This window comes from Burkholderia sp. KJ006 (assembly GCF_000262695.1).
GTDB lineage: Bacteria > Pseudomonadota > Gammaproteobacteria > Burkholderiales > Burkholderiaceae > Burkholderia > Burkholderia vietnamiensis.
Map to the genome: position 1 here is coordinate 391,657 of NC_017922.1, position 22,135 is coordinate 413,791.

Sequence of the window (22,135 nt, forward strand, 5' to 3'; positions counted from 1 at the left end):
ACTAGAGAGAAAAAGTCACGCCATGAGCGGAATCGGAGAAATTGCGAAGTACCGGGACGAGTTGCCGCCGCTCAATGCGCTGCGCGCGTTCGACGCGGTCGCGCGGCACGGCAGCTTCGCGGGCGCCGCGGTCGAACTGCACGTCACCCACTGGGCCGTAGGAAAGCAGATCCGCTTGCTGGAAGACTGGTTCGGCCGCCCGTTGTTCGACCGTCGCCCGCGCGGCGTCGTGCTGACCGACGACGGCGCCGCGTTGCTCGGCGACGTCAGCAGTGCGTTCGAGCGCCTCGGGACCGCGGCGGTGCGGCTGCGCCAGCACGCGTCGACGCAGCGGATATCAGGCGTCGTGCGGGTGAACGTGCCGATGAGCTTCGCGTTTTGCTGGCTGCTGCCACGGCTCGCCGATTTCCATGCGCGTTACCCCGACATCGACGTGCGGGTGTCGACGACGTCGCGCAAGCTGCGCTATGTCGCCGACGCGTTCGATATCGGCGTCCGGTCCGGTGCCGAGGAAGGCGCGAGCGTGGTGTCGCGATCGTTGATGGCCGACTTGCGCGTGCCGGCGTGCAATCCCGCATTGTTGCGTCAGCATCCGATCCAGAGCGCGACCGACCTGCGTCATCACACGCTGCTGCATTCGGCCACCACGCGCTCCGCGTGGTCGCACTGGTTGAAGGCGGCCGGCGCTGCCGATCTGCGGGCGGCGCGCCACGTCGAATTCGATCACGTGAATCTTCAGCTCTGCGCGGCCGTCGAGGGGCTCGGCGTGGCGCTGGCGTCGCTGCCGCTGATCAGTCGCGATCTCGCCGAGGGGCGCCTCGTGTGTCCGCTGGCAGCGCCGGTATGGCGCGCCGACGACTACATGCTGGTGACGAATGCCGATCGCGGCGCGGATCCGGCGGTAGCCGCGTTCGAGCAATGGATCGAGCACATGGCGGGCCGCGACGGCGGCGCGTGAGCGCGTGGCGCAACGGCAGTGTATGTGGTCGAGCGCCTCGGTCTGACCGGCCGCCGGCTTTCGCGGCGATCCGAAGCAACGCACCCGAGGACGCTCTCGAGAATTGAAATGCCCGGCCTGACGGTCAGCTGAGGAAGACGACCTTGCCGCCGACCAGGTGGTACATGGCGCCGACGATCTTGATCTTCCCGTCCTTCTCCAACTGGGCCAGCACGCTGCTGCGGCGACGGATCTCGCTGATCGTCAGTTGAACATTGGTCGTCGCGACCGCGTCGACGAACTCGTTGTTCTTGCTGCTTCGGTCGCCGGTGTACGTGGTGCTCTCGACCGCGGGTTTGATTTTCGCGAGCAACTCGGTCAGATTTCCGAGTTCCGCGCCGTCGATGGCTCCCTTGATTGCGCCACAGGACGTGTGCCCCATTACCAGCACGACTTTCGAGCCGGCCACGGCACAGGCATATTCGAGACTGCCCAACAGGTCGTCGTTGGCGACGTTGCCGGCGACGCGGGCATTGAAGGTATCGCCGATGCCGGCATCGAGAATGACTTCCGCCGGTGCGCGCGAGTCAATGCAGCTCAGAATCACGGCGGCAGGGTATTGACCGTTTACGCTGGCCCGCTTCTGGGCGAGGTAATCATGCGTATGCATTTTGCCCAATCGGAATCGGTCATTACCCTTCTTGATCATCTCCAGCACGTCGTCGGGCGTCATCGCGTCACGCTGGGCCTTGGTCAGCGCAGCCGCTTCCGCTGCCCCGGGAAATATCCCGCCGACGATTCCGAGCGCCGCAATGCCGAATGCGGATTTCAGGGTGGCGCGACGCCCGATGTGGTGCGCGGTACAGCAATCGCTATCTTCGTGATTCATTGATACCTCCGGAGTATATTTTCCCGTAATTGAAACTTGGCGCCCATGAAAATTACAGCGCGCAATGAGGCGTTGCAAGAATCGTTTTTGATGTAGATCAATTGCGTTGTGGAATTTCGGTATTTCAAATTTCCAGACTGCTAAACATTAGATGAGGATATCGTTTTGTTTATCAATCTGATATCGTTATTTAAAGTATTGTATTCCGATTTTGTGCGTGACATTCTCGCGCTATTTGTGGTATTGATTTGGCGCGTTATGCATGTAAATTGAAGCGCGCCGTGTATTAAGTCGACGACGCGGCGCGATACCGGGAAAGCGCGTACGCCGGAGGCTCTGACGGATAGACGTGCCCGCGCGGCAGGCGGCGGGCGCCGGTTTTCATCGCGATAAAACGATTTGGATCACATACGAAATCGACCGCGAGTTCTACTCACGGTAGAATGCGAGCATACAAGCCCGCATGGAACGTACACGAGCCCATCTTCTGACGACGCTCGTGTGAATACTCGCAATGGACGACAAATGCGCGCGTGAAACTGCGAAGCGGGGATTGCAGGCGCCGTTGGGTCGGGTCTAAACGCGCAGCGCGTTCGACGGCCCGCGGTTCGACATCGAGATTGTTCCGGAGTTGGCCTGTCACGTCCGCTAGAGGCCATTTCGTTTTTCTGCCGTTTTTGGAGTTGTCATGTCCCACGTCGCATTGACCACCAACGTCGCGGTTGCCGACGATCACCCGATCGTATTGCGCGCCGTGACGAGCTACTTCGACTCGCTGCCGGGGTTCCGCGTGGCCGCGGCGGTCTCGTCGGGCAGCGCGTTGCTGGATGCGCTCCGCGAGCAAAAGGTCGATCTGGTCGTGACCGACTTCGCGATGCAGCAGGGCGATGACGACAAGGACGGATTGCGCCTGATCTCCCAGTTGATGCGGGCCTACGAACACACGCCGGTGGTCGTCTTCACGATGCTCACGAATGCGGGCTTGATCAATCAGCTGTGCAGGATGGGCGTGGCCGGAGTGGTCGGGAAGGAAGAGGAGATCGGCGAACTCGGCCAGGTCTGCAGAAAGATCCTGAACGGCGCGACGCAATCGTTGTCGCCGGGCATGGCCCACCGGCTCGCGCTGGCCGGCAGTTTGAAGCCCGGCATGTCGGACTTCCAGGCATTGACGCCGAAGGAGCTCGAGGTCGTGCGGCTGTTCGTGACCGGCGTGGCACTGACGGACATCGCACGCATGCTCAATCGTTCGCTCGGGACGATTTCCACGCAAAAGCGTTCTGCAATGCGCAAACTTCATGTGGAGACGAACGTCGATCTGATCGACTGCGCGCGTGAGCAGGGACTGCTCTGATGCAGAGCATTCTTCAAGAATCCGACGGCTCGCCGCTGAAGAAATTCTATTCGGTCGAATCCAATCTGACGCGCGAGCGTCGCGTGTTTTCCGTCGTCATTGCGCTGCTCGTGGCGCTTGCGCTGGCCGTGTCGATCATCACGATCGTCGGATTGTTCCAGACGGCGTTCAGGCAGGAGGAGCAAGCCGCGCGCATTCACGAGAGGGAGGTGGTCGATACCTTCCTGCAGCGGCGCATGGTGCTCACGACGGCCGCGCTCGTACTGCAGTTGCGGATGAACGGCACACCGGCGATGACGAGCGTGGCCGCACCGAACACGTGCACGGCGATCGACCAGAACAAGGTCGACGACAACGCGCTGCGCGAGAGCTGCGACTACACGGTGCAATTGCTGACGAACACCGGGCAGGCGCCCAGCATCGGCATGGTCACCGCGGACGGCTCGGTCGGCTACGGTCATCTGTTTCCGATGGGCGACCTGAGTGCGCTGCGTTCGAGCACGCCGGCCGAACTCGTCGCCGCCGTGCTGGATCGCTACAAGAAGCGCGGCATCGACCCAGCGGAAGCCGCCCGCAAGAAACAGATCCTCTGGTTCGCAGTCGGGAGCGGCGGGCAGGGCGGCGAGTTGCACATGGTCGGCGCTTCCGTGGTGTTCAGGGGCGACGAGCTCTATGCGATCGTGCTGACAAGCGTGGATCTGCACAGCCTGATCGCGACGATCGAGCGCGCGGGGCGCGTTCAGCAGCCGGTCGTGGTGGATGCGGACGGCGTGCCACTGGTCGATGCGGCCGACGTCGCGATGGTCCGCCGCGTCGACGCGAGCCTCGTCACGAAACAGGATGGCCTGTATCACTGGGTGCCGGGATTCGGCTGGGCGCTGCGCCGCCCGGCGCTGTACGCGGGGTTCGGGCACATGATGTACCTGCTGCCGCTCGAGCTGCAGCTGCGGTCGATGCGTTACGAGCTGTGGCTGATCGGCGGCGCCACGATCGTGCTGATCGCGCTGCTGTTCATCGCGTTCCGCTACTGGAACTACCGGTTTCTGACGCGCATCTATTCGGAGGCATCGCGCGCGCTCGAAAGCGAGATGCTCAATCACTTGCTGGTGCATGCGACGCCGGTGGGCCTGTGCATCGTGCGGCGCGTGACGCTCGAGATCGTGGTCGCGAACCCGATCGCGCGCACGATGCTCGGGCTGCGGATCGCTGACAAGCATCTGCCGCCCGAGTTGCAGAACACGTTCGAATCGGCGCTCACGGACCAGGACGCCGACGCGGACGATTCCCGCATTTTCCAGTTCCCGTTCGCGCTGTCGCGCGCCGGGCATGCGGCCGTCTACATCGAGATCACCTACGCGCCCGCGACGCTGAACGGCCAGGAGGTGTTCTTCTGCGCGATCACCGACATGACGGTCCATCATCAGGCGGAAATCCTGCTGAGGGAGGCCAAGCTGACGAGCGATGCCGCCGCGAAGGCCAAGGTCGCCTTCTTCGCGTCGATGAGCCACGAGATCCGCACACCGCTCGCGTCGCTCGTCGGCAACATCGAGCTGCTCGCAGGCGGCGCGCTCGTGCCGGAGCAGCAGGCTCGCGTGAAGGCGATGGAGACGTCGGCCCGCGGGCTGATGCAGATCGTCAACGACGTGCTCGACTTTTCGAAGATCGACGTCGGCGAGCTGAGCCTGATGGAAGAATGGGCGTGCGTCGCCGATCTGCTCGAGCGTCTCGCGCTGTCGCACGCATCGCTCGCGACGCAGCAAGGGTTGAAGTTCTATACGGTGTTCGAGCGCAACCTCCCGTCGCGGCTCTACTTCGACCCGATCCGCATTTCGCAGATCGTCAACAACCTGCTGAGCAACGCGCTGAAGTTCACGCCGTCCGGGAAGATCGTGCTGCGCGCGAGCTGGCGCGCGGGCGAGCTCGAGATCAGCGTGACGGACTCCGGCATCGGCATTCCGGACGACCTGAAACAGCGACTGTTCCTGCCGTTTACGCAAGGCGACAGCAACCGGCTTACGCAAGCGCGCGGCACCGGCCTCGGGCTGTCGATCTGCGCGCGCCTGTGCGACTTGATGAAAGGACAGATGGATTTGCAGAGCACGGTGGGCGTCGGAACGCGCATCACCGTCACGCTGCCGCTGAAGGCCTCCGAGGGCGATGTGAGCTGCGCCGGCTGGACGCTGCCGTATCGTCGCGTCGCCGTGCTGTGCCGCGCGCAGGAGAACCTCGAATGGCTCGGCAACTTGTTCGACCCGGCCGACGCAGTCGTGACGGCCGTGTCGAATCCGGTGGACCCGATCGACGCGCATGCGCACGAGTTCCTGATCGTGACGGACGAGTTCGCGCCGGCGGAAGTGTTGGCGTGGTGGCCGACGCCTGGCTCGATCGTGTGGGCCGCGCAGGCCGGGCCGCTGGTGCCAAGCCGGCGCGACGACGGCGGTATCGAGATCAGCATCTACAGCCTCGAGGGATTGAAGTCGGCGGCACGGATGCTGACGGCGGGACGCGACGTGCCGATCGGCGTGGCGAACCTGCGCGGCGGCGCCGGTGCCGCGACGATCCTGATCGTCGAAGACAACCTGCTCAATCGCAGCTTGCTGCTCGATCAGCTGACCACGCTCGGCGCGCACGTGATCGAGGCGACCAACGGCGAGGAAGCGCTGGCGCTGCTGTCGAAGGAGACCGTCGACATCGTGATGACCGACATCGACATGCCGGTGATGGACGGATTCCGGTTGCTCGCCGAGATGCGGGCGCAGGGTTTCGCGATTCCGGTCTATGCGGTCAGCGCGAGCACGCGGCCGGAAGACATCGCCGAGGGGCGCGCCCGCGGCTTCACCGACTATCTGGCCAAACCCGTTCCGCTCGAGACGCTCGCGGCCATCGTGCGGCAAAGCGCCGAGCGTGGCCGCTGTGACAAGCAGCGGGGCGACGAAGGTGATGTGGCCGACGCGCTTCCCGACGTACCCGACGTGCCGCAAGCATACGTGGAGGCCTTCCGCATCCAGGCCGGCCGGGAACTCGCCGAGTTCGACGAGGTGATGCGCGAGCGTACGCTGACGCGGCTCAGGCACTGGCTGCATGGCGTCGCGGGCGGGCTTGCGGTGCTCGGGCCGTCCGGGTTGTACGAGCAATGCCAGGAGCTGCGGACCTACGCGCGCGAAGCGGTCGAATGGGATCGCGAAGTCGAATTGCAGGCGATGGCCATCCGCGATCAGCTTGCGTACATGGCCGCGGTCCTGGCGCGACGCTGATCGTCAGCCGCGCGACGTTGCGCATTGATCCGGCGCGCGCGATTTGGCGCGCCGGGCCCGGTCTGTCGCAAAGCACGTGCTCGTCATCCTCCCGATCTCTGAATCTAAGAATTGTGATTCGCGCGCCGCTGTGCCCGGTTTACCTTTGACGGAAGTTCGCGCGCGCATCGCAGCAAACGCTTCGGATCAGGGGTGGCACGATGCGACGTCGCGCGCGACGGACATGAGGCGCCGCAATCGCGGCCCGTCGATAACGGCGTCTTTGGGAGAGCAACATGGGAGCGGGCATCCCGCATCATCGGGACGCATGGACCGCTTGGGAGCACGAGGTCGACTTCCCGTTCCGGGCGGCCGAGCTCGAGCAGGCGATCGAGCTCGGTGAGTTCGCAATCGATTACCAGCCCATCGTTTCGACGTGGTCGGCGGCCGTGACCGGCGCGGAAGCGATGGCGACATGGCATCACCCTCGATGGGGTGCATTGAGTCAGGCAGTTTCGTACGCGATTGCAGATCGGCTCGGCGTATCGGCGAGCATCAGCGAATATGTCGTGCGTGAGGTGTGCCGGCAGTTGGGCCAGTGGTACAAGCAGCGCAGTGGCGCGCTGCCGATCTCGCTGAGGCTGTCGGGCGCGCGGCTGTGTGCCGACGGAATGTCGGAGCATCTGGCGCGGTCGGTCGCGGAATTCGGCGTGGCGCCGGCGCAGTTGACGCTCGACATTCCGGAGATGCCCGAGCGCGAGGAATCGCAGTCGTTGCTCGACACGCTCAAACGTTTGCGACGAAAGGGATTCGGCATCGTGTTGAGCGATTTCTGCGCGCACCACACGGCGATGTCGACGTTGCTGGTGTTGCCGGTGACGGGCGTGAAGTTCAGCGAGCCGTTCACCGCGCGCTTGCCGCAGTCGACGACGGCCGAGGCTATTCTGTCGAGCGTGTCGCGCCTTACACATGACCTGCGCTTGACCTTGACTGTGTCCGGCGTCGATAGCGCAAGCCAGCTCGAATTCCTGCGAAAGTACCGCCACATCGACTTGCAGGGCGACGCGCTGTTCAAGCCGATGAACGCGCAAGCCTTGCTTGCTTGTGCCGACGGGCGCGGGTCGTCATGAGGCTCTTGTCGTGAGGCGCTATGCCCGCTTGTCGCTCGCAACGAGTTCCGGGAACCCGAGGTACCGCAGTAACGCGGCGGCGTGACGCCGCCGCATGTGCCGCTGCTCCGTTCATACGATCAAGGCGCCGCAATGCAACGCGTCGAGTACGCTGTTGTGTCAAGTCCCGCACCGGGATGTCGGCGAAAACATCGTTCGCAGCAATGCACCGGCGTTCGTGAGCGCAATGCGGAGTGCGCGTGATTCAACGCGTGTTCACGCCCACCAAGTTGGAACATCGTGTATCCGGGCTTCGCATGAAGCGCAGCGTCGATTGGATAGCGATCGAGCAGCGATGAAAGGCGTTTCGCCGCCAGTCGCGGATCTGGTTCACTCTTCGGTTTGAACTCCATTTGCCAGCGGTGCGACCAATCCGAGGTACGCGTCCCTGCGCGTGCAGGTGCGGCGAAGCGCGCGTGCCAGGCGCAGCCCGTGGAAATACACGACCGGTTCAATGGAAAATCGCCGGTCTGCCTGAGGTGTCGTCGACGCGCGTGCTCGTAGCTCTTCAAGGGCGACTGTCGACAGCTTGCTGCGCTTCTATCATCTGATCCCTGTTTCGGCTTCGTGACCTGAGTCGCTGCAGGCTCGCGTCGATATCCATCTGTCGGTTGCCGTTCGTACATACGTACTTGTGTCGCTGCGGATTCGGACGTGTACGGAAAATTAGAACAATTGAGATATTCTGATTTTCGGTATCTCGATATCTTTGAGTCTAGATCTCGCGGGGTGATGTGAAGACATTCTGTCCTTGGCGAGCCTTCTCGATTAATCCGATGTGGCGGATTAATTCCATGTTCTGACCGTGTCGTTGACGACGCTTCCGGCTCGATTCCAGTCATGTGTGTCCGCCGTCAACGTAGCACTACGAACTAAATTCGTGGGAGGATTGCATGAACAAGATTTACAAAACGGTGTGGTGCGAAGCGACGCGTACGTGGGTTGCAGTGTCGGAGAACGCAGTAGGGCACGCTGGCGGAACGTCGAAGATCGTCGAGCCTGCGCTCGAAACGAAGCGCTTTTTGAAGGTGACGCTTCTGGGTGCGGCAGCATTGCTTGCGCTCGGCATGGTCGGACCGTTTGCCCACGAGGCGCACGCTGCATCGAATACTGGCTTGTGTTTGACGTACAAGGGCGGCACCAACAACGTCAGCGGCAACGGTGGCGTGCTGTCCAACGGCTGTAATTCGGCAGCCTGGATCAATGGCTTGACGCCCGGTGGATCGACCGATTGGGTCGGGTTGACCGCGGACGATACGCAGGTCGTTCTCGACGGCAATGCTGGCAAGATTTACTTCCGAACGGGCGGAGCGAATGGCAACGTATTGACGATGTCGAATGCAACCGATGGCATATTACTCAGCGGTGTGGCTGCCGGTGTCCGGTCGACCGACGCCGTCAACATGTCGCAGCTGAACTCGCTGTCGACGTCGACTGCGAGCAGCGTCAGTTCGCTGTCTACTTCCACGGCCAGCGAAATCGCATCGTTGTCTACTTCTACGGCTGGCGACATCGCATCGTTGTCGGATTCGGCGGCAAACAGCCTCGCCTCGTTGTCGACGTCGACAAGCGGCAGCATTGCATCGTTGTCGACTTCGACGAACAGCGGCTTCGCGTCCTTGTCGACTTCGACCGAAGCTAGCATCACGGCGCTGTCGACTTCGACGAACAATGGCTTTGCATCCTTGTCGACTTCGACGGCAAACAGCATCACGTCGTTGTCGACGTCGACGGCGGAGAGCATCGCATCGCTTTCGACCAGCATGCTGTCAACCGGCACGAGCGTCGTGACGCAGGATGCGACGACCGGTGCAATCAGCGTCGGCGCCGAGTCGACCGGCCGCACGGTGGATTTCGCGGGCAGCGAAGGAACGCGTACGCTGACGGGTATCTCCGCCGGCGTCGACGATACGGACGCCGTCAACGTCAGCCAGCTGCATTCTCTGTCGACCACGACGTCGAACAGCCTGACTTCGCTGTCGACAGGGTTGTCATCGAGCGAACGTGACGTGTCGTCGTTGTCCACGTCGCTGCTTGGCACTGCCGACGAGGTCGCGACGCTGTCGACGAGACTCAGCACGGTCAACTCGAACCTGAGCGATCTCGGCGCGACTATAAGCGGTCTCCAGACGTCGATGGGCAACGCCGTGTCTTATGACGATTCGTCGCGGGCATTCATCACGCTCGGCGGGGTAGGCGCCACGAACGCAGTCCTGCTGACGAACGTCGCGGCCGGTACGATTTCGGCTACCAGCACGGATGCGGTCAATGGCTCGCAAGTGCACACTCTGCAGCAGGACTTCGCCGCGCAGTACGACGTGCTGACGTCGCAAGTGTCGTCGCTCAGCACAGCGGTAGTCGGCCTGGAGAGCGCCGCGAGCGAGAACGCCGCCGTGTCTCCCGACAGCAGCACCGCGTCGGGCGACAACAGCACGGCGACGGGTACGAACTCGACGGCGACCGGTGAGAACAGCACCGCGACCGGCACCGACTCGACCGCATCCGGCAACAAGACGACGGCGACCGGTACGGAGTCGATCGCATCGGGCGACAACAGCACGGCGACGGGCACGAACTCGACGGCGACCGGCGAGAACAGCACGTCAACCGGCACCGACTCGACCGCATCCGGCAACAAGACGACGGCGACCGGTACGGAGTCGATCGCATCGGGCGACAACAGCACGGCGACGGGTACGAACTCGACGGCGACCGGTGAGAACAGCACCGCGACCGGCACCGACTCGACCGCATCCGGTGTGGGCTCCACCGCAACCGGTGAGAAGGCTTCGGCAATGGCGGACGGCACGACGGCCACGGGCAACAACTCGACGGCCTCGGGCACCAATAGCACGGCGAACGGCTCGAGCTCGGTTGCCTCCGGCGACAGCAGCACGGCATTCGGCGCGAGCTCGGCGGCGACCGGCGAGGGCAGTACCGCGCTTGGCGTGAATTCGGTTGCGTCCGGCACGAACGGCGTCGCGACCGGCTCGGGTGCGGTTGCGGCGGGCTCGCACAGCTCGGCGTACGGCACGAACGCCAGCGCGACGGGCGAGCGCAGCGTCGCGATGGGCGAGGGCGCTGTCGCATCGGGTTCGAATTCGGTGGCGCTCGGAACGGGCTCCGTCGCGAACGAGGCCAATACGGTGTCGGTCGGTTCGTCCGGCAATGAGCGCCGCGTCACCAACCTCGCAGCGGGCGTGGCCGATACGGATGCAGTGAACGTCGGGCAGTTGAACGCCACCGTTTCCGGCATCCAGAACCAGTTGTCGAGCATGCAAGGCCAGATCAACTCGGTCGCGCGTGATGCGTACTCCGGTATTGCAGCGGCAACGGCACTGACGATGATTCCGGACGTCGACGCGGCGAAGACGCTGGCGGTCGGTATCGGCACCGCGAACTACAAGGGGTATCAGGCATCCGCGCTCGGTGCTACCGCACGCATTACGCAGAACCTGAAGGTGCGAGCCGGCGTGAGCTACAGCAGCAGCAATTATGTCTGGGGTGCGGGCGCGTCGTATCAGTGGTAAGTCGCCGGCTGCGACGCTCGACGCTGGCAATCGACCGTACGGTCGAGACGCCAGCGTCGGCGTTGCAGAGCGCGTATGTGGTGGTGGTCTGCTCCTCGCGTATGTCCGCGAAACGTGACGCAGTGGGGCCCCGCGACATGGCCTTGAATGATCGGTTTGCCGGGCGAGGGCATTCTCCACATCCTCGCCAAGCCGGGTGAGTACCCGCGCGATAGTTGACTCACAGCTCGTAGAACCACGCGCAGCGCTTCGCAATGATCCACAACGCGTATCGTCAACACCGAATCCTGCCCGCGAACTACGGCGGCGTCGCTGCGGCGATAGATGCCGGCAACCGTTGCCTGTCGCGAGTCGCTCGAACAGCTTTGGCACTTGCGAGCCCTGCTGCGAAGTACGCACTGTCGTGACAAGCCACCTGGCATGTCGTTATCGAAGCGAGCTCAAGCCTGGTCGAAGCTATACCGTATCGCGCGCCGGGCAAGTGGCTGGTGAGCGGCTCGTGAGTGGCGTGCAGCGAGCGCGGCACCGAGTGGGGCACTTCAGCGGTGAGCGGCGGCACGTCGGGCCGAGCCTCGTTCCATCACCCTCGACACGCATGAAGACATCACCGGCGACATGTCGCTGGACTTCTTGCTCTGTCCATTGACGGATCAGTTAGCGGTGTCGCTCGATCTCGAACGACGCCGATCGGAGGTTTGAAATGCTCGATCAAACGACGTCGACCCGTTTTCCATCTTCCACGCGATGGCACGCCGATGATGCATGGGACAAGACTTCGCGATGGGTGCTGTTCGTCGTGCCCGCAGTCTTCGTGATTCTCTGCGTGCTGTTGGTTTCGCTCTGGTGCGTCGACCTGCTCGACGGCTGGTTGATCGTCACGTTTGTATTGCTGATCGAGGCGATGCTGTTGGGCGTCTGCGTTTTCGTGTTCGCGTTGACGACCGTGTCCCGCTTGCGTCTGCGTAGGGCGAAGGACAGCATCTGCTGCTCGGGGCGGCCGATCGATGCGGATGCGTCGGCGTCGCCTGACGAGTTCGAGGGCATGCAGGCGGTTCGCTGCATGCCGAATTCGGGGTCTGCCGATGTGTTCCAGGTGCGCTGTTACAACACCCATTGCCCGCGCATCGGTTGTCGCGGTGACCTTGCCCCGGTCGCGCACCCTGCCGGAACGCCGGCTGCAAGTCCGCACGACGAAGCACGCGATGAAGAAGTCGCGGATCTGGTTTGATGGCACGGCGATTTGGAATGATAGGCACACAGTTCAGATCCACGAGCGCATTGCGCGACGATTCAGCGAACTCGCTCACTTATACATGATGCAATAACCAAGATCGAGCGATCCGATTCCTACGTTCCAGACCCTGTCCTTGAACAGATTCATATCGAACAGTATGGAGTTGCCTTTATGAATTTGTATCAGAAACGGATCGTCTTTGGGCAGGTCGCCCGAACCGGAAAAGTCCGTGACGACGCCAGACAACAGGATGCGCTCGCGTGAAGCTTTTACCGAAGTCTGGCCGAGTCGAATCTGCCTTATCGCCGACGCATGTCCATTGGCATCCATGTAGCGGAACTGCGCGCTGCCGTCTGCGGGCGATACTGAATAGACGAGCGTATGCATTATCACGCCATCGTTACCCGACATGGATATCGTCTTTCCCTCGCATTCAATGAGGGAATCTTTCTTGATGTCGCCTGCCGTGAGGCGTATGTAAACGCCATATGATGCAGCGATCGTGACGGCCGCAGTCAGTAAAAATAATAGGTAACGCATGGGAGCCGGGTTTGGGGTTCGTAAACGAGCATTTGCATCACTGAGGGTGTTTCCTCAAAATAATAATCAAAGCTCCGCGGTTCGGAATCGCATTGATTTTCCGGGTGTGCCTTCGATATATAGAAGGCGATCAACTCTGACGACAGCGCCGGATCCCGCACATATACTCGCATGCCCGATACATTGCGCTCTATCCATGGCTTCGACTTTTTCCCGGATGGGGCTCGTGTGTACGATACGCTCAAATAGACGCTGATCAGCGCTACGCCCATCGTTGCGAGCAGTATCGCCAGGTATCGCGCTCGCGTGATCTGCGACAAGAGGCCGAATCGGCCGCGCGGCGTCGGCTTTGCTTCAGCGCTTGCCGTCGTCGGGCCAACGCTGTCGTTCTCCGCACCTGCGGTAGCCGGTTCCGGAACGGATTGCTGATCCGCACACGAGGCGTCCGGTGCTGATGCGACGCTTGCGTTTTCCGGCGGTGTGTCGACTTCACCGCGTTCGGGCTCATCATCGAGCGACTCATCGTCGAGTTCAGGACGATTTGGCACGAGTTCGAGCCCATACCGCGGAATAGTCCGAAGAATCTTCCTGGACAAACTGAGTTCTTCGAAGCTGTTTCTTACCTGCGTGACCAGCTGGTAGTAGCTCGCGTCCGTCACGACAACACCGAGTTCGCCCCAAACGCGATGAATCAGCGCTTCTTTGGTCTGCGGCCCTTCCAGCAGCAATCCCAACAAGCGCGCTTCGTTGCGTGACAGAAACTTCTGGTCGCCGGTCGCTGGATTGCTCAACATCCGCTCGTCGAGATGAAACGGGAGCGAATCGGCGGCAAGACCGGGTTTTTGGCTTTCGTCCGTCATTGTGCCCCTACAGGGGAAGGACAAAACGGACCGCTTGGGCGTCGAATTCTGTCGGTTAAGGTAATGGTCATACTATTTTTGATGTGCTTCCAACTGCATTGCTGTACGAGGCGGAAGCCGTGAATCGACTCTCCGAACCTGATATTGCAGCGGCCTTTCCGTGTCTGTTGCACTGGCAGACGTGGAAGCCTCACGTTGACGAAAATTAACCATATTGTACATGCTGACGTTCGTCGTGCTGAAGGAAGGACGGCTGGTATTTCGGACTGCGCGAGCTTTTCGGTTATCGGACTGTTACTTCGGCGCCCGATGGTATCGACACGCAAGACGCGATACACCGTTGCGGTGTAGCGCACCGGGCGCAAACTAGGCGCCGCGCGGGATGCAACAGCTGTGGGCATTTGACTGGTGCGGCCTGATTCTGAAAAATTTCTGAAGCGTTTCTGATTCAGGGGTGCCGCACCTCATGCAGCTTAATCATTCGGTGGTTCATGTCCGGCGGATTGATGTGTCATTCACGGCTACGGGCGTGGAACACCGTCTTTACGGGGGCGGTAAAAATTTCACAATTGTGATATTCGCTGCTAAACAGAGCGAGACATGAGGCGGAATAATGCGAGGCAGCAATTCTGAATCGTAAGGTGCCGCTGATGAACCGTCAGAAGGGGCGTCGGCTTAATATCTGAAGCGCTTGATGTGCGTCGAATGTCGCCCGGCAGTATGTTGGTCTTACAAAATGCCCGTTCGCGAGCGCGTTGGTCGTCAACGCCCCCGGCCTGACGGGGCGGACGCCGCGTCAGGCCGGGGCGGTTGATGTGAAATCAGAATTATTCATATATCGATCATATATTCCTCACGGCTCGGCGTTTCTCGCTCAAGTAGACTGCTGTTTCGTTGGCATGGCGCTACTCCGTTTGCGGATCGACCATTATCCTGGTTTGGTCTGGTCTTGGTCGTTTTGCGGTGACGTATTTGAATCTTCCTGCCGCGATTGCCCCATTAGGACAGGGCGCGATTCGGGGCGGCGGCTGCCGTCATCGTTTGACTTTCAGGCGAGAATATTATCGAAGACGGCGTGGTATGAAATCGCGGTGTGGTGGAAATGACGATTTCTTCGGTTTCTCTGGCGAAACGTTGATTTTGAAGTTGGTGCGCTCAGGATCGCCGGACTTGTATCCGTCGCGTATGTGGGATGCACCCCAATATATCGGGTTGTACGCGGTCGCCGCCGCCCGACATTGGAACGCCGATTGATTAAAGGATATTTTTAGGCCGTCACCTACGACGCTCCGATCCCCCGCGGAGCAAGGTGGCTTTGCGATCGCCGGTTCGGCGATCGCCTTTTTATTCAGTACGTTTCGACGCGTGCATCGCGCGTGCCGCGCCGACTGGTGTCGCGGGAAAATCGAATGGCGCGTCGAAACGCTAATTATCTGGAGGGTGTTGTGGCAACTTATGAGGAATTGAAGGCACAGATTGACGCGCTCACCCAGGAAGCCGAAGCAGCGAGAGCGCGCGAAATCTCTGCGATCGTTTCAGAAATTCGACAGACCGTGCGGACGTATCAAATTCGACCGGAGCAGATCTTTCCGCAAGGCGCTCGTCGCCGGCCACCGACCACCCGGCGTGAACCGGCGCCAGCGAAATATCGGAATCCGGTGACGGGCCAGACGTGGAACGGCAGAGGCCGAACGCCGAAATGGCTGTGCGACGTGCGTCGCGACGAATTTCTGGTCGATGGGCTTTCGTGAGCGCAGCCTGACATTCGCCGGGTATTGGGCCGCCGGGCAACATTCATTAGTCTGGCTTGCGTTTGTCCGGTGGCGGAACCGGGGCGCTGCGGACGCCCTCGTTAATGGATAGTTCTGAGTCATCGCGCCGGCTGCAAGGCGGGAGAGCTTTTTCGAATGTCGCTTGCGTCGTGCGCGTCGCCTTGCGAACTTCTGCGTAGTACTACCCGGTGCGCGTACGCCCGGAAAGTGGCGGGCGCGATGCGAGTAGAAACTGCGTTACGACGCGACCGTTGAAACTCCCGCGGTACACCGCACCGCGGACTTGGCCAATCGACTCTAGCCAGCTTGCTGTTCGATTGCCGGAGAAAACGCCGAAGCTCGTGCGGAACTGAGCGTGCGATGTGACTCGCTATCGAGTAAAGGAGTGAATCGCTGACGCGTTGGTTTCGATTGGTGTGGTGATTTTTAAAGTGGCTAATTGAGCGAGGGTATTTTGAGCAAGAATTGCAATGTGGATTGGTGTGAGTCGGTAAATGCGTGTGGTGTGGGGGCGGAATGTGCAGCGGGATGCAGTCAAGGCACTTTGAGGCGGCGGCAGAATGCATTCACGCTTTCGCGTGTCGGTGTCACATTGCTGCTGCTTGCGGGTATTGTCGTCGGGCCGTTTGCCAGCGAAGCGATGGCCAACGGCAAGGACTCGATCGCCAATGGCGACGGCGCGACAGCCAACGGCAAGGAGTCGTACGCCAATGGCGACGGCGCGACAGCCAACGGCAAGGACTCGACCGCCAATGGCGACGGCGCGACAGCCAACGGCAAGAACTCGGACGCTGAAGGCGACGGCGCGACAGCCAACGGCAAGGAGTCGTACGCCGAAGGCGACGGCGCGACAGCCAACGGCAAGGACTCGTACGCCCGAGGCGATGGCGCGACAGCCAACGGCAAGGACTCGTTCGCCCGAGGCGATGGCGCGACAGCCAACGGCAAGAACTCGTTAGCCGATGGCGACGGCGCGACAGCCAACGGCAAGAACTCGTTCGCCGATGGCGACGGCGCGACAGCCAACGGCAAGAACTCGGACGCTGAAGGCGACGGCGCCACAGCCAACGGCAAGAACTCGAAGGCTCTCGGCGACGGCAGCACGTCCATCGGCAAGAACTCGGACGCTGAAGGCGACGGCGCCACATCCATCGGCAAGGACTCGAAGGCTCTCGGCGATGGCAGCACCGGACTCGGCAACCAATCGAACGCATCGGGCGATCGCAGCACGGCGCTCGGCAACCAATCGAACGCATCGGGAAATCGCAGCACGTCCCTCGGCAACCAGTCGAACGCGTCCGGAGATCGCAGCACGGCGCTCGGCGACCAATCGAGGGCGTCCGGCCAGAATTCCGTCGCGTTGGGTGCAGGCTCGGTCGCTGACGAGGCGAACACGGTATCGGTCGGGTCGTCCGGCCACGAACGCCGGATCACCAATGTCGCGGCAGGTGTCCACGACACCGACGCAGTCAACGTAAGCCAGCTGAACAGCGTCAGGAGCCAGATCAGTGCGGTCGAGCGCGGTGCGTATTCGGGCCTTGCCGCCGCAACCGCGTTGACGATGATCCCGGACGTGGGTGACGGCAAGACCCTCACGGTTGGCGTCGGCACCGCGAACTACAAGGGTTATCAAGCGGTCGCGATCGGCGCTACGGCGCACGTCACGCAGAACATCAAGGTCAGAAGCGGCATCAGCTATAGCGCGGACAACATGCTGTGGGGCGCCGGGATGGCTTATCAGTGGTAATGCGGTCGCCGCAGGCTCTCCCGACCGGCGTTGGATCGAGCCTGCAGCATTTCGCACGCGTTCTGCAAAGAGCGAAATACCGGCTCGACTGCGAGGGTTCGAACCGACTGGCGGTCGCTAAACCGGCGCATATCTGCGCGACCGACCAATCAACGACCGCCGGGCGGCATGGGCAATCCGAATGGCTGGCGCTATCGGTCGCGATGCCGCTACCGCCGTTCGGAAACGGCGCGACCCATCGCCGTAGATGAATCGCAGATTTTCTGCAACCCCGGCAAACACAGCTATCTGCCGGTAAGCAAGAAAAGCCACGCATCGCAAGAAAGCTAGACGTTTTATCTCGACATCATTGGAAACTCTGATGAAGAAGCAAATATTCTGGGCCGTCCTTATTGCATCGGTGTGCTGCTGCATCGCGATCGCGCTGTTCGAGCCGGCATGCGCGCGTCGATTTTCCGGTAACGATATCGGGCGCATCAGATAAGCGTATGGGAATCCCATATTGCATACGGCACTGAACACGCATTCCGCGCGCAGCAAGCCAGCAGTCGTTCAATGCACACACCGGCATATCAATCAATTCAACTCAACAGGAATAAAAACGAACATGTGTAAATCCGATACTTGCAAAACGGCAACGAACCATCCGGCCCGCCGACAATTCATCCGGATGGCAGGCGTATCCGCACTCGGTGTAGCCGCAAGCGGTGCTTCACTGACGAGTTTCGCCGCGACGCCCGATACTCGTCCGCTGCCGAAACCGCTGAATGCGATGAGCCCGGATGCCGCGATCAGCCGGCTGAAGGAAGGCAATGCCCGCTATGTCGCAGGTCTGATGCTTCGTCACGACTTCGCACACGAGCGTGAATCGCTCGGTACCGGACAGAATCCCTATGCGGCCGTCCTGAGCTGCGCAGACTCGCGAATCGCTCCCGAGTACGCGTTCGATAGCGCGCGAGGCGACCTGTTCGCGGTGCGCGTAGCCGGCAATTTCGTCAATGACGACGTGCTGGGAAGCCTCGAGTACGCAGTTGCCGTACTGAAAACCCCGGTGATCCTCGTGCTCGGCCACGACAAGTGCGGCGCAGTGAGCGCCGCCGTCAATATCGAGACCAAAGGAACCATTTACCCCGGAAAGATCCAGGACCTGGCGATGGCCATGTTGCCGTCCGTCAGACAAGCGCAGCGGGCCGGCGGCGTACCGCTGGATGCTGCGATTGCACAGAACGTCAAAGACTCCGTTCGCCATCTGTCCGCACGCTCGACCATCATTTCAGGCGCAAAGCGGGATCGAAAGCTGAAAATCATCGGCGGCATTTATCGACTGGCGACGGGTCACGTCGATTTCATCGTCTGACCGTTCGGTGTCGCTCACCCGGCCGTCATTGAAGAAACAGTCCAATCAGTTTGAATCCTCGAATCCGGCCGACGAGAGAGCGTCGGCCGGCGAGTGCGCCAAAACACAGAAACAGCACGGCACAGCAACGACGCGGCTGCCCCGGTGACTCAAGGAAAGTGCGCCATGAAGCAAGACATCAACGACATCATCGTGAATATCCTCTCGGTGACGCAAAGAGAGTGGGCCATCAACCAGGACATCAAGCGCATCGTCGCGCAGATTCTGCGCCTGAGCGGCCCCGACCAGGTGGCCGACTCCGCGTCGCTGTTCCGCGAACTCAACATGAGTCCGATCGACTACGTCGCGCTCTGCGACGCGCTGCACACCAAGGTGGACCATCGCGTCAACCTCGACAACCTGTGGCCGTTCGACCACATGCTGCTCGACCCGCAATGGCACACGGGCACGGAGTGGACCGACGCGGGCTGGAAACAGGTCTGCGACCTGATGAACTGGCCCGCTCGCGACAAGTGCGGCGCGCAGAATCTCGACGAGCACTTCTCGGTGAACTACATCGGCCGCCGCATTGCGCAGTTCGGCTGACACGTGCGCGGCACGTTCCACCCGAGCGCCCGCATCACCGTTTCTCGAGCAGCCGGTCGCCGATCCACAGCGCGTCGATGTCGTTGCGCGCGAAGCCGCGCAGCGCATCGGCCGGCGTCTCGACGAGCGGCTCGCCCGCGACGTTGAACGACGTATTGAGCAGCACGGGGATGCCGGCCACGCGTTCGAACGCGCGCAGCAACCGATGGAGATGCGGGTTGTCTTGCGGCGAAACGGTCTGCGGCCGCGCGGTGCCGTCGACGTGCGTGATCGCGGCGAGGCGCGCGCGCCACTGCGGCCGGACCGCGCAAATCCGCAGCATGTACGGGCTCGGCGTGTCGAGCTCGAAATAGCGCGCGGCGTCCTCCACCGGAACGCATGGCGCAAACGGTCGGAACGCCTCACGCCGCTTCACCCGCAGATTCATCCGGTCGCGCGCGTCCGCGTGCGCGGGACTCATCAACAGCGAGCGATTGCCGAGCGCGCGCGGGCCCATCTCGGCGCGCCCGGCGTGCAGCGCGACGCACTGCCCGGCGGCAAGCAGCGCCGCCGTGCGTTCGGCCAGTTCGTCGATCGTGCCGCGCGTGTCGCGATAGCGCGCCCGGTCGGGCAGTGCGGCGAGCGCGGCGTCCACGTCCGCCTCGCTGTACGGCCGTCCGCCGTACGGAGAAAACGGTCCGGGGCGAAACGGCACGCCCTGAACACCGTGATACCCCCACAGCGCCGCGCCCAGCGCCGTCCCGCAATCGGCGCCGGCCGGCCCGGCGAACACCGCGTCGAAGCCTGCGTCGCGCCACACCAGATCGTTGGCGCGCCCGTTGAGCGACACCTCGCCCGCGAGACAGAGCCGGCGTATCCCGGTCATCTCGCGCACGGCCCGCGCGAGATGCAGCATGGCGCGCTCGCATTCCCGCTGTGCCGCGCGGGCGAGCGCGGCGCGCGCGGTCAGGCTTGCGTCGTCCGTCGCGCCCGCGAGCGGCGACAGGCCGAACAATCGCGCGCCGTCGGCGTCGCAGCGGGCGCCGTAATCCACGGCCAGGCCATCGAGGCGTCCGCCGAGGTCCGGTGCGGCCGCATCGTCGCCATACGGCGCGAGCCCCATCGTCTTGCCGGTTTCGTGCGCGCCGAAGCCGATCGCGACGGTGACCGCCTCGTACAGCGCGCCGATGCCGCACGACGCGCTGCGCATCACGGGCTCGATGCGCCCGTTCCAGCCGATCCACACGCTGTGCGACGACGGCGTCGCGCCTTGCTCGCGTCGATGGCCGTCGACGACGAGAATCGCGGCTTCGTCGAACGGCGAGCAGTAGTACCCGGCGGCGGCATGGCAGAGCGCGTGTTCGACGCGCAGCTGCGGCACGGTATCGACATATGGCGGCAGCGGCGCGGCCTGCCCGGTGTCGACGCACGCGACGAGCGACGGGCGCGCGTCGGCGGGCAGGTCGAGCGCGATGCGGCAGGCGTCGACCGCGGCGGCCGGATACGCACACGACTGCTTGATGCGGTCGAAACGCTCCTGCCCCGCATGCGCGATGCGGCGAGCGCCGGCCGCCGTCGCGACCCATGCGGCGCCGGTGTTCGGCGCGGGGCCGGTCTGCACGCCCAGCACGCCATCGGCGTGCGCGGGCGGAATTCTGTGTGACATCAACGACGTACTTCCCTGAAAATCGCGACGCCTAGCCGTGATCGTGCTCGGCGAGCGGCGCGAAGCTGCCGCGCCTGAACCGATAGATCGCCGCGCACACGAACCAGCTCGCCGCGCACAGCACGACGATCGCGTAGCCGAGCGCGCCGAGATGCGCGTTCAACGCATCGAAGACATCGCGGAACGCGCCACGTATCCCGAACGTGTCGCCGAGCAGCGCGAAGCCCTCGACACAGCCGATCAGCAGCGCGACCGCCGCGGACAGCGCGGTGATCCCGACGTTGTAGTAGAGCTTGCGCACCGGCTCGCGGAACGCCCAGCCGTACACGCCGAGCATCAGCATGCTGTCGGCGGTGTCGACGAGCGACATGCTCGCGGTAAACAGCGCCGGAAACACCATGATCGACCACGCGGACATCCCGTGCGCCGCGCTGGTCGCGGAGATGCCGAGCACGCCGATCTCGGTCGCGGTGTCGAAACCCAGCCCGAACAGCGCGCCGAGCACGTACATGTGCCAGCTTTTCGTGACCATCCGGAGGACCGGCCGCAGCAGCCGTGCGAGAAATCCGTGGTGGTGCAGCGCCGTGTCGGCATGCGCGTCCGCGTATCGCTCGCCGCGTTTCACGCGCCGCAGCGTGCGGACGACCGAATGCAGCGTCACGAGGTTCGCGACGGCGATCGCGAGCAGGAACGTCGTCGACACGAGCGTGCCGATCGTGCCGGCGATGTCGTGAAACGCGGCGAGGCGCTCGCGCAACCCGAAGGCCGCGGCCGCGATGGCGGCCGACGCGACGATCACGATGGTCGAGTGCCCGAGCGAGAACATCAGCCCGACGGTCAGCGGACGCCGGCCTTCGTGCATCAGCTTGCGCGTCACGTTGTCGATCGCGGCGATGTGGTCGGCGTCCACCGCGTGGCGCAGCCCGAACGTGTAGGCGAGCACGCAGGCGCCCATCAGCGTGGGCTGGCCGCCGAACACGGCGACGGCCCAGCCCCAGGCGGCCAGGTTGAACGCCGCGAGCGCCGCGAGCAGCAGGACGAGCTTGCCGCGCGCGCCGCTTGCGCGAACGCCGGCGCCGGGCAGGACGGGCGCGGTCATGACGACCGCCGGCGCACGGCCGGTACACGGGCTGCCGCGTGCGGTGCGGCGCGCTCACCGTGGCGTGACGGCGCGAGAGGCGCGGCGCATGAGCGTCGCTGCGGCGGGGGGAAGGCGTTCACGGGAAGTTCCATCGTCTCTGAGTCGAAGCGGTTGCGTTGCCGCGCAATGGCCAATGGCGCGCGCA

Annotated in this window: 15 protein-coding genes; 10 read left to right on the forward strand and 5 right to left on the reverse strand. The window is 62.8% G+C overall.

The window, feature by feature from the left end; translation table 11 throughout:
* Window positions 1-22 precede the first annotated feature (22 nt).
* A complete protein-coding gene (gcvA, locus tag MYA_RS25835; protein WP_014725791.1) occupies window positions 23-958 on the forward strand; it encodes a transcriptional regulator GcvA in 936 nt (311 codons plus the stop codon).
* A 124-nt stretch (window positions 959-1,082) separates the two neighbouring features.
* Here gcvA and MYA_RS25840 read toward each other — a convergent pair whose 3' ends face one another.
* Window positions 1,083-1,826 carry a carbonic anhydrase family protein gene (locus MYA_RS25840; RefSeq protein ID WP_014725792.1) on the reverse strand — a complete coding sequence of 248 codons (744 nt, stop codon included), beginning with the start codon at window positions 1,824-1,826 and terminating at the stop codon, window positions 1,083-1,085.
* Between the two features lie 688 nt (window positions 1,827-2,514).
* On the opposite strand from MYA_RS25840, the gene MYA_RS25845 reads away from it, so the two are divergent.
* From MYA_RS25845 to MYA_RS32325, 5 genes are all read left to right on the forward strand, one after another.
* Window positions 2,515-3,177, forward strand: coding sequence for a response regulator transcription factor (locus MYA_RS25845; RefSeq protein WP_014725793.1), 663 nt, complete (start codon window positions 2,515-2,517; stop codon window positions 3,175-3,177).
* Window positions 3,177-6,431, forward strand: coding sequence for an ATP-binding protein (locus MYA_RS25850; RefSeq protein WP_014725794.1), 3,255 nt, complete (start codon window positions 3,177-3,179; stop codon window positions 6,429-6,431). The genes MYA_RS25845 and MYA_RS25850 overlap by 1 nt, the downstream gene beginning before the upstream one ends.
* A gap of 275 nt (window positions 6,432-6,706) precedes the next feature.
* Window positions 6,707-7,540 carry an EAL domain-containing protein gene (locus MYA_RS25855; RefSeq protein WP_014725795.1) on the forward strand — a complete coding sequence of 278 codons (834 nt, stop codon included), beginning with the start codon at window positions 6,707-6,709 and terminating at the stop codon, window positions 7,538-7,540.
* Between the two features lie 932 nt (window positions 7,541-8,472).
* On the forward strand, window positions 8,473-11,109 hold the full coding sequence (locus tag MYA_RS25860; RefSeq protein WP_041494364.1) for a YadA-like family protein: 2,637 nt from the start codon (window positions 8,473-8,475) through the stop codon (window positions 11,107-11,109).
* Window positions 11,110-11,809: 700 nt separating this feature from the next.
* Entirely contained in the window at window positions 11,810-12,337 is a 528-nt protein-coding gene (locus tag MYA_RS32325) for a hypothetical protein (RefSeq protein ID WP_014725800.1), read from the forward strand.
* A gap of 75 nt (window positions 12,338-12,412) precedes the next feature.
* Here the strand turns inward: MYA_RS32325 and MYA_RS25870 are convergent, their stop codons facing one another.
* Both MYA_RS25870 and MYA_RS31535 read right to left on the reverse strand, forming a co-directional pair.
* A complete protein-coding gene (locus tag MYA_RS25870; RefSeq protein ID WP_014725801.1) occupies window positions 12,413-12,730 on the reverse strand; it encodes a hypothetical protein in 318 nt (105 codons plus the stop codon).
* Window positions 12,731-12,858: 128 nt separating this feature from the next.
* Window positions 12,859-13,743, reverse strand: a complete 885-nt coding sequence (locus MYA_RS31535; RefSeq protein ID WP_060081309.1) for a winged helix-turn-helix domain-containing protein — start codon at window positions 13,741-13,743, stop codon at window positions 12,859-12,861.
* 1,445 nt (window positions 13,744-15,188) lie between these two features.
* Between MYA_RS31535 and MYA_RS30445 the strand changes: the two genes are divergently transcribed.
* From MYA_RS30445 to MYA_RS25885, 4 genes are all read left to right on the forward strand, one after another.
* Window positions 15,189-15,494: an H-NS histone family protein gene (locus tag MYA_RS30445; RefSeq protein WP_014725802.1), complete on the forward strand. Its 306-nt coding sequence runs from the start codon at window positions 15,189-15,191 to the stop codon at window positions 15,492-15,494.
* Window positions 15,495-16,107: 613 nt separating this feature from the next.
* Window positions 16,108-17,262 (forward strand): YadA family autotransporter adhesin, encoded by a 1,155-nt coding sequence (locus MYA_RS25875; RefSeq protein WP_050991254.1) that lies wholly within the window; start codon window positions 16,108-16,110, stop codon window positions 17,260-17,262.
* A 607-nt stretch (window positions 17,263-17,869) separates the two neighbouring features.
* Complete coding sequence (locus tag MYA_RS25880; RefSeq protein WP_034192777.1) at window positions 17,870-18,619, forward strand: carbonic anhydrase; 750 nt, start codon at window positions 17,870-17,872, stop codon at window positions 18,617-18,619.
* A gap of 165 nt (window positions 18,620-18,784) precedes the next feature.
* Complete coding sequence (locus MYA_RS25885; RefSeq protein WP_014725807.1) at window positions 18,785-19,204, forward strand: hypothetical protein; 420 nt, start codon at window positions 18,785-18,787, stop codon at window positions 19,202-19,204.
* Between the two features lie 34 nt (window positions 19,205-19,238).
* Here the strand turns inward: MYA_RS25885 and MYA_RS25890 are convergent, their stop codons facing one another.
* Together MYA_RS25890 and MYA_RS25895 are read right to left on the reverse strand one after the other, a co-directional pair.
* Window positions 19,239-20,849: a carbamoyltransferase C-terminal domain-containing protein gene (locus MYA_RS25890; protein ID WP_014725808.1), complete on the reverse strand. Its 1,611-nt coding sequence runs from the start codon at window positions 20,847-20,849 to the stop codon at window positions 19,239-19,241.
* A gap of 31 nt (window positions 20,850-20,880) precedes the next feature.
* Window positions 20,881-21,948 (reverse strand): HoxN/HupN/NixA family nickel/cobalt transporter, encoded by a 1,068-nt coding sequence (locus MYA_RS25895; protein WP_014725809.1) that lies wholly within the window; start codon window positions 21,946-21,948, stop codon window positions 20,881-20,883.
* Between the last annotated feature and the right edge of the window lie 187 nt (window positions 21,949-22,135).

What these genes read in the sequence shown, in the direction of transcription:
- gcvA (WP_014725791.1), top strand. Translation starts at nt 23, where the DNA reads ATGAGCGGAATCGGAGAAATTGCGAAGTACCGGGACGAGTTGCCGCCG.
- MYA_RS25840 (WP_014725792.1), bottom strand. Translation starts at nt 1,826, where the DNA reads ATGAATCACGAAGATAGCGATTGCTGTACCGCGCACCACATCGGGCGT.
- MYA_RS25845 (WP_014725793.1), top strand. Translation starts at nt 2,515, where the DNA reads ATGTCCCACGTCGCATTGACCACCAACGTCGCGGTTGCCGACGATCAC.
- MYA_RS25850 (WP_014725794.1), top strand. Translation starts at nt 3,177, where the DNA reads ATGCAGAGCATTCTTCAAGAATCCGACGGCTCGCCGCTGAAGAAATTC.
- MYA_RS25855 (WP_014725795.1), top strand. Translation starts at nt 6,707, where the DNA reads ATGGGAGCGGGCATCCCGCATCATCGGGACGCATGGACCGCTTGGGAG.
- MYA_RS25860 (WP_041494364.1), top strand. Translation starts at nt 8,473, where the DNA reads ATGAACAAGATTTACAAAACGGTGTGGTGCGAAGCGACGCGTACGTGG.
- MYA_RS32325 (WP_014725800.1), top strand. Translation starts at nt 11,810, where the DNA reads ATGCTCGATCAAACGACGTCGACCCGTTTTCCATCTTCCACGCGATGG.
- MYA_RS25870 (WP_014725801.1), bottom strand. Translation starts at nt 12,730, where the DNA reads ATGCATACGCTCGTCTATTCAGTATCGCCCGCAGACGGCAGCGCGCAG.
- MYA_RS31535 (WP_060081309.1), bottom strand. Translation starts at nt 13,743, where the DNA reads ATGACGGACGAAAGCCAAAAACCCGGTCTTGCCGCCGATTCGCTCCCG.
- MYA_RS25880 (WP_034192777.1), top strand. Translation starts at nt 17,870, where the DNA reads ATGTGTAAATCCGATACTTGCAAAACGGCAACGAACCATCCGGCCCGC.
- MYA_RS25885 (WP_014725807.1), top strand. Translation starts at nt 18,785, where the DNA reads ATGAAGCAAGACATCAACGACATCATCGTGAATATCCTCTCGGTGACG.
- MYA_RS25890 (WP_014725808.1), bottom strand. Translation starts at nt 20,849, where the DNA reads ATGTCACACAGAATTCCGCCCGCGCACGCCGATGGCGTGCTGGGCGTG.
- MYA_RS25895 (WP_014725809.1), bottom strand. Translation starts at nt 21,948, where the DNA reads ATGACCGCGCCCGTCCTGCCCGGCGCCGGCGTTCGCGCAAGCGGCGCG.